The sequence below is a fragment of the uncultured Faecalicoccus sp. genome (genome assembly GCF_944325745.1).
Classification (GTDB): domain Bacteria; phylum Bacillota_I; class Bacilli_A; order Erysipelotrichales; family Erysipelotrichaceae; genus Faecalicoccus.
Genome location: NZ_CALVBG010000041.1, coordinates 1 through 11,132 on the forward strand (window position 1 = coordinate 1; position 11,132 = coordinate 11,132).

Genomic DNA, 11,132 nt, shown 5'->3' on the forward strand with positions numbered 1-11,132 from the left:
GAGTGGCAAAACTGCATACAGAGATCTTGATCCACGATGTCATGAAAGATTTTGTGAGCTTATATCCAGATCGTTTCAACAACAAAACCAACGGGATCACGCATCGGCGGTGGTTGCTGTACTCCAATCCGCAGCTGACAAAACTGTTGGAGGAGACAATCGGCGATTCCTTCAAAAGACATCCGGAAGATTTGGAAAAACTGATGGAACATATCGATGATCCGATTCTTCAGGAACGTTTTATGAACGTGAAGATGGAACGGAAACAGATCTTAGCGGATTATGTCAAGAAAACATTAGACATCGATATCAATGTAAATTCGATCTTCGATTGTCAGGCAAAACGTTTACATGCCTATAAGCGTCAGCTTTTGAATATTTTCCATGTAATGCATCTGTATCTAAAGATGAAAGAAGAACCAAGCTTCCGTATTTATCCGCGGACATTCTTCTTCTCAGCCAAGGCGGCACCAAGCTACATGTTGGCTAAAGAGATCATCAAGTTGATCAATATGGTTGCCAATCGTGTCAACAACGATCCAGAGACCAACCATTATTTAAAAGTTGTCTTTATTCCGAACTATTCTGTTTCGGTTGCCGAGATCTTGTTGAATGCTGCCGATGTCAGTGAACAGATTTCCACAGCTGGGAAAGAAGCCAGCGGTACCGGAAATATGAAATATATGATGAATGGAGCTTTAACGTTGGGAACATTGGATGGTGCCAATGTCGAGATCGTGGAACGTGTAGGTTATGAAAATGCAGAAATCTTCGGATTGCGTGTAGAAGATATCGAAGAAGTGCGTAAAGAAAATTCTTACAATGCCTGGGATATCTACCACAACAATTACCGTATTCGCCGTGTGATTGATTCTTTGAAGAACTGCACATGGTCCAACAATCCGGATGAATTCCAGCTGATCTATAATGATTTATTGTTACGAAACGATGAATTCTATGTATTGGCTGATTTTGATGCGTATGTTTATGCACAACGCGAAATTGAAACTCGTTATCAACAGAAGTCGAACTGGGCGCGTACTATGTTGATCAATATCGCACAAAGCGGCTATTTCTCGAGCGATCGTACCATCAAGGAATATGCCAAAGAAATCTGGAATCTTCAACCGATTCCATTTGAAAAATAATGAAGAAAAGGCAAGCATTTTTCCGCTTGCCTTTTGTGTTTCTAGAGAAGGACTAGAAAATCGCAAAGTTTTAAGGTACAATTATAAAAGCGGAAAAAGGAGTGGTGGATCATGAAGAAACATCTTGCATATACAATGGCCTCGTTAATGGCATTATCAACTATGGCAGCTCCGGCGGTGAGTGTCTATGCCCAAACAGGAACGGGGACAGTACAAGCCGTGAAGGAAACGATCACGATCCAAACGGCTGAAGATTTTCTGAATCAGTACTGCTCCTATAAAAAAGAGACCAAAGATGCTCAAGGGAATGTAACGAAAACGGAATACATTCGCTTTACACAGATCGATGGAAAGAATTATCAAATTGTTCTTAGCGGGCAAAAGGTCTATGAAAGTTTAAGTAAAGAACTTCAAACCGAAATTAATCATGCTTTGATGAAGACTGTGATCAATCTGAATCCACAAGTTACATTGAATAAGACCTATCCTCAATTGGTGGCGGAAGCGCAAATTGTACTGGATAATCTCCAGAAACCACAGCAAGACACAGCAACTCCAGGGGATTCAACACAAACACCGGAAACTCCAGAGAATTCAACACAAACGCCAGAAACACCAGATCAAAACACCGAAAGTGGTGCAGGCGAGGAATCAAAGGTAGAAATCGAAGAAACAGAAGAAATCAAAGAAGATTCGCAGGAAAAACCAGAAGAGGATTTGAAGGAAGAGTCTGAAGAAGAGCCGAAAGAAGAGTCAACACAGACTACAGAAACGGAAATCGAAGACCAGCAAGAAGCTGTAGCAACGCCACTTAAACAATCTTTGAAAACTGAGAAGATCGCTGAACCGGTCTTGTTGAAGACGGCAGCTCTTGTACAAGAGCCAGTTTCAGTTGAAGAAAAAGTAGAGATGGCTCCCATTGCAGTACCAGCGGTTCAACCTGTTCAGGAAAAAATAGAAACACCGGCTCAACCGGTGGAAGCGGCTGCTGCGGATCGAACATTAAGTTCTACAGATTCGGAAGTACAGACTTTTGTAAAGACTTATCTGATGGATGCCAATTCCAATTTATATACATCGGTATCGAATTACAATTATCAACAGATCTTGTCTGGAATGTCTGCCTACTCCAAACTGTCAACTGACCAAGTAGCACAGTTGAATTCTTATTTGGAAACGAATGGATCTTCCAAATATATCACATTAGTTTCGCAAGCACAGAGAATCGATAATGGTTCCAGTTCTGGCAAAACATCTCCAATCCGAAGAAGCGTCAATACCGCAACATCGAGCAGTTTCGGTTTATACGGTGCTTTGATGACACTTTCTTGTGTAGGCTTTGCGGGCTTGTGGAAGAAAATGAAAGAGAAAAAAGCTTAGATCGTCTACGTGACGATCTTTTTTGTTGGCTTTTCTTGTTTGCGTAATTTTTGTATAATAGTATGCAGAAAGGCTGTGATCCTAGAATGGTGATCAAAGAATATAGTTTTAAAGATTTGACTTTAGCATATTTCCAAAAGAAATCGCAGTTATACCGCAATGGCGGATATCAACAAGCCAAATATTTGAAGCGAAATCTCGACGATATGCAGAGCCATTTATTTGCATTTTTAATGGATGTCAATATATGCCTGCTTCCCGTATATATTTGGGTCATTGAATTCTTATTGATCCTGTGTGGACTGATTCCACCCAACTTTTTCGATTTGTTATTTTATATCATGTATGCTCTCTTATTCATTGTCAGTGTTCTGCTGCTGCCTATTTTTACGGCACGCAGTAAAGGGCAGTCTTTAGGGTGTATTTTTACAGATCTAAAACTTGTGCAAAGAAATAAAAAAGAAGCTTCAGGTTTGAAATTGATCTTTCGGCAAATGCTTGGGTTTGGGCTTCCTTTAATGGTCTTTGGATTCTTTTTTGAGATATTGGGAATCTTGGCATGGTGGGTAGTGAACGGACTCGTTGTTTTGGTCACACCTTGTCAGCAGACTTTGGTCGATATTTTGTTCCAAACGCTTCTAGTTCATGAACCGCCGCAAGAGATCCGCTTCGAAAAAGAACCGCTCCAAGAAATGGTGCGGGAAATTACTCCCATCGACCTGCATATTCGTTCCAACTATAGCGATGACTCGAATAATGATGTCGAAGAGATCTTTAAAGAGGCAAAACAGTTAGGAATGGAGACGATATCCATCACCGATCATAACTGTGCCAGAGCAAATGCGGCAGCTGTTCGCTTTGCGCCACTATACGATATTCAATATATTCCGGGCGTGGAGATCGATGCACAGTATAAATCAACGCGAATTCGAATTTTAGGATATTATATCGATTGGACAAAGGATATCTTTGATGACATGGAAAGAGAATCTTTACGGCGCGAAAAAGATCTGTCCATTGAACGAGTGAAAAAATTTGAAGCCTATTCGGGATTAAGAATCGATGTGGATTCGATCATGGAAGGCTCTCGTTTCCAAACCATCACACCAACAGATATTACAAATATGGTCTTCAATAATGCGAAAGCACGGGAGTTCTCCGTGGTGAAACCGTATGTAGAAAAATATGAACCTAAAGAAGCGATGCTGCGCTTCCGCAGAGATGTATTTGGACCAGGCAGTCCATGTTATGTGCCGGCAATCTATCCGGATGCCCAAAATATTGTGGATGCGATCCATGATGCGGGAGGAATTGCGATCTTGGCAAGCTGGCATCTGGACAAGATCAGTGATGATCTAATCGAAGAGATCATGAATCTGGGAGTAGACGGCATTGAATGTTTCAGCCCAGAGATTCACGAAGAGACGATGGCAGCGGCAATCAAGATTGCGCAAAAACACAAAGCGTTTATTTCTTGCGGCAGTGATTATCATGGCTCTACGAAGCCTAATCGTCATATGGGTGTGACAAATTGTCCGAAAAAAGCCTTGCCTCTGGTGCGGATTTTGACCAAGGCTGCTTAGGAAATAGCTTGTTTAAAGTGAATTTCTATCGTATAATACGACCAGTAATCAAAAAGCGAAGAAAAGAAGAGTACTGTTGATTGGAACGACCAGAGAACGGGTGGCTGGTGAAAACCCTTCGTCTAAGAAACAGGAACATGGACTTGGAGCTGTTCTTTCGAATCGTTAGAAAGAAACGTTGCCGGCGTTAACGGATCAAGGTGCAGAGATGCATGAACTAAGGTGGTACCACGAAGCTTTCGTCCTTGGATGAAAGCTTTTTTTATTTGAAGGAGAGGAAGGAAATCATGGAAAATAAAGGACCTTATTATTTAACGACAGCTATCGCGTATACCTCAGGGAGACCGCATATTGGAAATACATATGAGATCATCTTAAGCGATGCGATCGCTCGATTTAAGCGTGCCCAAGGGTATGATGTCTTTTTTCAGACAGGAACCGATGAACATGGGATCAAGATTGAAGAAAAAGCCAAAGAGGCCGGTGTTTCTCCACAAGAATTTGTTGATGAGATCTCAAAAAAGATTCGTTCAAATTGGGATCTGATGAATACCAGTTATGATTACTTTATCCGTACAACTGATGAAGACCATATGAAACGTGTGCAGCGAATCTTCAAAAAGTTGTATGAACAGGGAGATATCTACAAAGGCGAATATGAGGGCTGGTATTGTACACCGTGTGAATCTTTCTGGACAGAATCGCAGTTAGTGGATGGAAAATGTCCGGATTGTGGGCGTCCTGTTCAAAAAGCGAAAGAAGAAGCTTACTTCTTGAATTTACAAAAATATGCGGATCGTTTGATTCAGTATATTGAAGATCACCCGGATTTTATTCAGCCGGAATCTCGAAAAAACGAGATGCTCAACAACTTCTTACGTCCTGGGTTACAAGACCTTTGTGTATCTCGTACGTCTTTTACTTGGGGAGTGCCGGTGGACTTTGATCCCGGACATATCGTGTATGTTTGGATCGATGCCTTATCCAACTATATCACTTCTTTAGGATATGATGCTTATGGCGACAGCCAGGAAATGTACAAAAAATACTGGCCGGCCACACATATTATCGGAAAAGATATTTTACGTTTCCATACCATTTACTGGCCGATCATTTTAATGGCTTTAGGGGAACCTCTTCCCAAGAAGGTATTTGGACATCCTTGGCTGCTGATCGGGGATGGCAAGATGTCAAAATCAAAAGGCAATGTCATCTACGCCGAGGATCTGGTTCGTCATTTTGGCGTAGATGCGGTTCGTTATTATTGTTTACACGAAATGCCTTTTGCCCAAGATGGAACGATCACATGGGAACTTGTCGTTGAGCGCATCAATTCGGATCTTGCGAATATTTTGGGAAACTTGGTTTCTCGAACGGTTGCCATGGCCAACAAATATTTTGACGGAGAGATCTTAAATTCAGGGGTTGTTGAGGATGTCGATCAGGAATTGATCGAATTAGCGCAAAGTACTCTGACAAAAGTCGAAGCCAAAATGGATGAATTCCGTGTAGGGGATGCGTTAGACGAGATCTTTGCCCTATTGCGAAGAACAAACAAATATATCGACCAAACGATGCCTTGGGCATTGGCGAAAGAAGAAGAGAAGAAAGATCGATTAGCTACGGTTTTATATAACTTGATGGAATCAATCCGTATCTCGGCCGTTTTGCTCCAGAACTTCTTGCCGGAAACAGGAGAAAAGATCTTAGATATTTTGCACACTGAAAAACGAGATTTTGATTCGATCCAATCATTTGGACAGTTGGAATGCCATATTCATGTAGAAAAGAAACCGGAAGTCCTTTTCGCACGAATCGATGAAAAGAAATTCATGGAAGAATTGGCAAAAGAAACAAAAAAACCGGAAAAGAAACCGGAACCGAACAAAGCACCGATCACAATCGAAGATTTCTCGAAAGTAGAGTTGAAGGTTGGTACGATCGTTGAATGCCAAAAACATCCTAAAGCCGATCGCCTTTTGGTTGAACAGATCGATCTGGGAGATGAGGTGCGGCAGGTGGTCAGCGGAATCGCCGGCACGTATAAACCGGAAGATCTGATTGGCAAACAAGTCGTAGTTGTGACCAATTTAGCACCGGCTAAGATTCGCGGTGTTGAAAGCAACGGCATGATCTTGTGTGCCAGTCAAAAAGATGAACTTTCGATCCTTTCGCCTTTGGCCGAAATGCCAAAGGGATCCAAAGTCAGCTAATATGAACGATCGTCAAAAGGTCCTGTTTCGTCAGCTGCAGCTGATGATCTTGGGGCTGGTCATTTTGGCAGGCGGGATCTTAGCGGATCATCCGCCGTTCATTCCTATTGGGATCCTTGTTTTGATCTTTGGTTTGTTTCGCTTTTTCGTATTGAAGAAAATGGTCGATCACATCGATCAGGATGATTCGAAAGGGAAACCGGAATGAAGAAAAACTATCAGGAGTTTGCCCGCGGGATCCAGGATGCTTTGACAGAGAAAGGTTATGGACATTTATTTGCTTTAGAAGAAGTGGAATCTTTTTGTTTGAACCTTTATCGGTCAATCGTCAATAAAGTTGCGGTCTTGATCGGAATTGGGATCGTGGCAGTTTTCTTCGGGATAAAAGGAACTCTTCCTTCATGGTTTTTGTCGACGGCCGTCATCTTTTGGCTGGCGTGGCTTGTTTCGACCAGCGAAGTGGCTAAATTTATCCAGGAATTTAAAAAACGGAAAAATTCATCATCAAGCTTGAAATGATGAATGGTTTATGATTAAATAGCTTTACATTATCCAGAGATGGGGTAGAGAGTTAGCTCGTTGATCCCACACCAACCTGGTATCCGAAGATGCTAAGGTGGTCCCGCTAACAGCGATAAGGAGTATAGACAACCAACCATACTTCTTAGGGAGTGTGGTTTTTTTTAAGAATGGAGGACCTATGAAAAACTATATTTTTACCAGTGAGAGTGTTACGGAGGGGCATCCGGATAAGATCTGCGATCAGATTGCGGACCGTATCGTCGATGCGGCATTGGCTCAAGATCCATATTCAAATATGGCTGTGGAATGTACGATCAAAGATGACTTTGTCTTGATCTATGGGGAAGCCAATACAAAGGCAAGTTTGGATTATGAAAAGATCGCTTTGGAAGAGATCCGTCGCATTGGCTATACCGAAGATTATAAAGTGCACATTGTTGTCAATGAACAGTCGCCGGAGATCCACAATGCGGTGAACCGTGATGAGATCTGTGCCGGAGATCAAGGGATCATGTTTGGCTATGCATGTGATGAAAGCCGGGAATTTATGCCGCTGCCTATCTATTATGCGCATAAGCTGGCTCGCCAGTTAACAAAGGTTCGCCGTCAGAACCCGATCTTGAAACCAGATGGAAAGACACAGGTTTCGGTAGAATATGAAAATGATGAAATCAAAAGAATCGATACGATCGTCGTTTCCACGCAGCACGATGCTTCGGCTACGCAGGAAGAGATTCGTGAATTGATCATGAACGAAGTGATCAAGCCAAGCATCAATGCCAAGTTTTTAGATGAGAATACGAAATATTTCATCAATCCAAGCGGAAGCTTCGTCGTAGGTGGATCCTTTGGCGATTCGGGAACGACAGGACGTAAGATCGTTTGTGATACCTATGGCGGACGCGGGCGCATTGGAGGCGGCTGCTTCTCTAGTAAAGATCCAACCAAAGTGGACCGCAGTGCAGCCTATTATTGTCGCTATGTTGCCAAGAGTCTTGTTGCCAATAAGCTGGCTAGAAGAGCGGAAGTTCAAGTCAGCTATGCGATCGGTAAGGCAGAACCCATTTCTTTATGTGTGGATACCTTTGGAACCGGCATCATGGATGATGAAAAATTATTGGAGGTCATTGAAAAGAATTTTAATTTCGATGTCAACAACATCATCAACGAATTGGATCTTCGTCAGCCAATCTACCATAAGACCAGCTGTTATGGGCATTTTGGGGATCCGCAGTTCACTTGGGAAAAAATCAAGAAATTGACCATTTAAAAAGCGCTTGACCAGCGCTTTTTTGTTTAATAGCTTTCCAGATCTTCTGGGAAGGCAATAGACTGTAATTTATTGAGATCTTCAATCTGGCAATCAATTTTGAAACGGATGTTTTCTGAGGTTTCCTCTAATGTCTGTCTTCCGGAGACATCTAATGTAAAAGATGAGAGCGTCTCATTTTCAATTACCGCATCCAATGTGGAAGATTCCACATCGACGGTTCCTAAACTGTCTAAAAGTGTAGAGATCAAAGAGGGGTCGATTGTATACGAATAAGTATTTCCATCTTTTGAACTAGATTCAATCAGATCGCAAAGTTCACTGTCAGAAAAATTCATGAAAGGATCATATACGGCGATTTTTTCGGAAGCGTCGATTCCTAGGTTGGAGAGATCACTTTGTGAAGTGGTCCCCATGGAATTGAGGTAGGTTTTTCCATTGCGTGTATAAAATTGAAGAAAATCTTCCTGGCGATTTCCATTGGATTCCAGATCCACGCTTAAAGCCATTTGGAGATCGTTTTCCTGGATCATCTGAAGGTCGATATCAATGGTGGATTGATCTGTTGTATCCATTTGGATCTGTGCCGTGATATGACCGGATTGGGCACTTAATGTATTATGAAAAGCTTCAAAAAAAGCTAGGATATCGTCATCGCTTTTGGAATGGCAGCCTGACAGACCTATCAACAAGAAAAAAGCGCAGGCAAGAGAAAGAATTTTTTTCATAAGAAGTCCTCCTGTGATAGTATTGTATATATTTTCAAAACCGAAGTCAAAAGGAGGGCCCAGCCATGATCTTAGTCTATTTGAAGGATGATTCTTCTCATAAAGAAGAGATTCTTTCCACACTGAAAAAATATGAACCGGATTATAAAGTCGTAGGAGATAATCATTTGGATCAGGTGATCACTTCCATTTTTTCAAGTGAAGAAAAGCCAAAACAAAGCCAGGAATTTGAAGATTTTCTGTTTCTCGATACGATGAAACCAGAAGCGATCCAGCAATTTTCGAAAGAATTGATCCAGAAAGGGATCCGTTTAGGAAGGGTTGCTGTTCGAACGGAAAACAATGTATCTTGGACTTTGAGAACTTTAATGGAAGAAGTGGAAGAAGAATTTCAGTTTTTTCAGCTGCGGGAAAAACTCTATGATGTGATTCTGCATCCGGATAAAGATCGTCTTCAAAAGGATGCGCATTATATGCATTTGATGTCAGAGACCTATGCTTTGTTGGAAAATCGAACCGCCACAAAAAAAGATCTGGAACAAGCCTGGAGTCTTTTGGAAAACGAAAAGTTGATAAACACGAAATAAATTCAAAAAAAGACTTGCACGAAAGAAAAAGCCATGCTAATATATGTGAGCACTTGTCAGAGGACAAGTTTCACATACATGGCGCGTTGGAGAAACGGTTAACTCACATGCCTTTCACGCATGCATTCACGGGTTCGAATCCCGTACGCGTCACCACTTAAAAAAATGCGCTCCGAGACAGGAGCGTTTTTATTTTGCGTTCGAGAAGAAATGATAATGAGCTTCTTTTTCAAGGGCGATTTGTTTATAGACGGGTTCTTTTCTTTTTTCATAAAGAAGATTGGCCCAATATCCCCATAAAATATCTTCGAAGGCCTCGAACAAACGGATATCTTGATCGTTGATCTGAGCATCGTAAGCTTCATAAAATTGAAGTCGGCTTTCTGAATCTGTGATCTGGTTTTCACTGAAGAAACTGGCGATATCAAAGCGCCAATCATTCATAGCGGCGTATTCCCAGTCAATCAGATATTCACGCTGATTTGTAAAGAGAATGTTTCCTTGTACGACATCGTTATGACAAAGCGTTTGCGGGCAATAGAGCTGCCGGACGTGAGTGAGAGTTTGTTTCTCCTGCTCAAATCGAATAAAAGGAGAAAGGATCTGGCTTTTATAATGCATCATTTTTTTGAAGGGTTCAAAATGGTGAGGAACCAAGATCGGCTGCTCGTGCAGGTGTTTTAAAAGCTTTGCGACTTTTCTATATTTATAAGGATCTTTGGTTTCATGGAATTCCTGGCAATCGGGAACGTATTCGGTGACTTTGATTCCCTGTTGCACATCAAAAAGGACAGTTTTAACATCGAGATCTTGAACGTGGTCCAGAACTTGTTTTTCCATATCAAAATGGACCTGTAAGTGTTCGTGACCGGGTTTGGGAGCACGTAGGACGTATTGTTTGCGGTCGATCGTTAAAAGGTAATTTTGGTTGCTGATGCCTTTTTCTAAAGGGACGAGTTGAAAGTTGTCCGTATGAAAATGGGCCTGGATCCAGAAAGATAAAAAATGCATAGGCTCATTATACTATAATTCTTTAGGGAAACGTGGTAAAATATCTACAAAAATAAAGGAGGAATTCTGCCATGGAACCAAAACCAATTCCACCAAAGATCCCGAAAAAAGAAGAACCGCAGGTGCAGAAGGAAGAAAATAAACCGAAACCATTAGGTCCTAAAGAACCGCTTGATATGAAGATCGTGCTGGCTTTCGTGTTTGGAGGTATATCGATCTTAATGCTGATCCTGGGAAATGTCTGGGGATTCTTTAAGGCATTGGGGTTGATTTTTGGAATTGCTTCGGCGGTTATGGCGGTCATGACTTTTAAAAAAGTTGAGAAGATCTCTATCATGGCCCTGATCGTTGGCATCACCAGCTGTATGTTGGCAGTCTATGTTGCCGGCGCTGCGCTCTTCATGTCTTTATATATCAATATTACGACATACTCGGCTTACAACGATTATTATAATTCTTACGATTCTTACGAATCGGATTATTTTGATTATTGGGATTAGAGAAAAAGAGAAAAAGGACTTGCGCTTTTTTCTCTTTTTTTGTACTATAGTGTGGCATGCGTGGCAGAGTGCGCAACCACTCGTTGGACCACTGCATAAGATCAATTTATAGGAGGTATTGTCTTATGAGCAAAAAAGTTGCTAAGGTTTGTAAGTTGCAATTCCCTGCTGGCGGAGCTAAACCAGGTCC

Annotated in this window: 11 protein-coding genes, 1 tRNA gene and 1 other annotated feature; of the genes, 10 read left to right on the forward strand and 2 right to left on the reverse strand. The window is 41.7% G+C overall.

The features are described from left to right. From Q0J48_RS05015 to metK, 7 genes are all read left to right on the forward strand, one after another. The coding region (locus Q0J48_RS05015; protein ID WP_296242216.1) for a glycogen/starch/alpha-glucan phosphorylase at window positions 1–1,148 on the forward strand (1,148 nt) is incomplete at its 5' end. Between the two features lie 111 nt (window positions 1,149–1,259). Further along, complete coding sequence (locus Q0J48_RS05020) at window positions 1,260–2,528, forward strand: hypothetical protein (RefSeq protein ID WP_296242217.1); 1,269 nt, start codon at window positions 1,260–1,262, stop codon at window positions 2,526–2,528. A 62-nt stretch (window positions 2,529–2,590) separates the two neighbouring features. Then, the gene (locus Q0J48_RS05025; protein ID WP_296242219.1) at window positions 2,591–4,111 is read left to right on the forward strand and encodes a PHP domain-containing protein; all 1,521 of its coding nucleotides are present in this window, start codon (window positions 2,591–2,593) and stop codon (window positions 4,109–4,111) included. Window positions 4,112–4,160: 49 nt separating this feature from the next. Then, window positions 4,161–4,361 (forward strand) — a binding site (T-box leader). A 16-nt stretch (window positions 4,362–4,377) separates the two neighbouring features. Then, window positions 4,378–6,324 (forward strand): methionine--tRNA ligase, encoded by a 1,947-nt coding sequence (gene metG / locus Q0J48_RS05030; protein WP_296242221.1) that lies wholly within the window; start codon window positions 4,378–4,380, stop codon window positions 6,322–6,324. A gap of 1 nt (window position 6,325) precedes the next feature. Then, a complete protein-coding gene (locus Q0J48_RS05035; protein WP_296242222.1) occupies window positions 6,326–6,532 on the forward strand; it encodes a hypothetical protein in 207 nt (68 codons plus the stop codon). Then, window positions 6,529–6,843, forward strand: a complete 315-nt coding sequence (locus Q0J48_RS05040; protein WP_296242224.1) for a hypothetical protein — start codon at window positions 6,529–6,531, stop codon at window positions 6,841–6,843. The genes Q0J48_RS05035 and Q0J48_RS05040 overlap by 4 nt, the downstream gene beginning before the upstream one ends. Window positions 6,844–7,024: 181 nt before the next feature. Continuing rightward, window positions 7,025–8,116: a methionine adenosyltransferase gene (gene metK / locus Q0J48_RS05045; RefSeq protein WP_296242226.1), complete on the forward strand. Its 1,092-nt coding sequence runs from the start codon at window positions 7,025–7,027 to the stop codon at window positions 8,114–8,116. Between the two features lie 26 nt (window positions 8,117–8,142). Here the strand turns inward: metK and Q0J48_RS05050 are convergent, their stop codons facing one another. Beyond that, the gene (locus Q0J48_RS05050) at window positions 8,143–8,844 is read right to left on the reverse strand and encodes a hypothetical protein (protein WP_296242230.1); all 702 of its coding nucleotides are present in this window, start codon (window positions 8,842–8,844) and stop codon (window positions 8,143–8,145) included. A 65-nt stretch (window positions 8,845–8,909) separates the two neighbouring features. On the opposite strand from Q0J48_RS05050, the gene Q0J48_RS05055 reads away from it, so the two are divergent. Together Q0J48_RS05055 and Q0J48_RS05060 are read left to right on the forward strand one after the other, a co-directional pair. Then, complete coding sequence (locus Q0J48_RS05055; RefSeq protein ID WP_296242232.1) at window positions 8,910–9,431, forward strand: DUF3783 domain-containing protein; 522 nt, start codon at window positions 8,910–8,912, stop codon at window positions 9,429–9,431. A gap of 80 nt (window positions 9,432–9,511) precedes the next feature. Continuing rightward, window positions 9,512–9,587, forward strand: a tRNA-Glu gene (locus Q0J48_RS05060). Window positions 9,588–9,620: 33 nt separating this feature from the next. Here the strand turns inward: Q0J48_RS05060 and Q0J48_RS05065 are convergent. Then, window positions 9,621–10,442 carry a phosphotransferase gene (locus Q0J48_RS05065; RefSeq protein ID WP_296242234.1) on the reverse strand — a complete coding sequence of 274 codons (822 nt, stop codon included), beginning with the start codon at window positions 10,440–10,442 and terminating at the stop codon, window positions 9,621–9,623. 71 nt (window positions 10,443–10,513) lie between these two features. On the opposite strand from Q0J48_RS05065, the gene Q0J48_RS05070 reads away from it, so the two are divergent. Further along, the gene (locus Q0J48_RS05070) at window positions 10,514–10,942 is read left to right on the forward strand and encodes a hypothetical protein (RefSeq protein ID WP_296242236.1); all 429 of its coding nucleotides are present in this window, start codon (window positions 10,514–10,516) and stop codon (window positions 10,940–10,942) included. Window positions 10,943–11,132 lie beyond the last annotated feature (190 nt).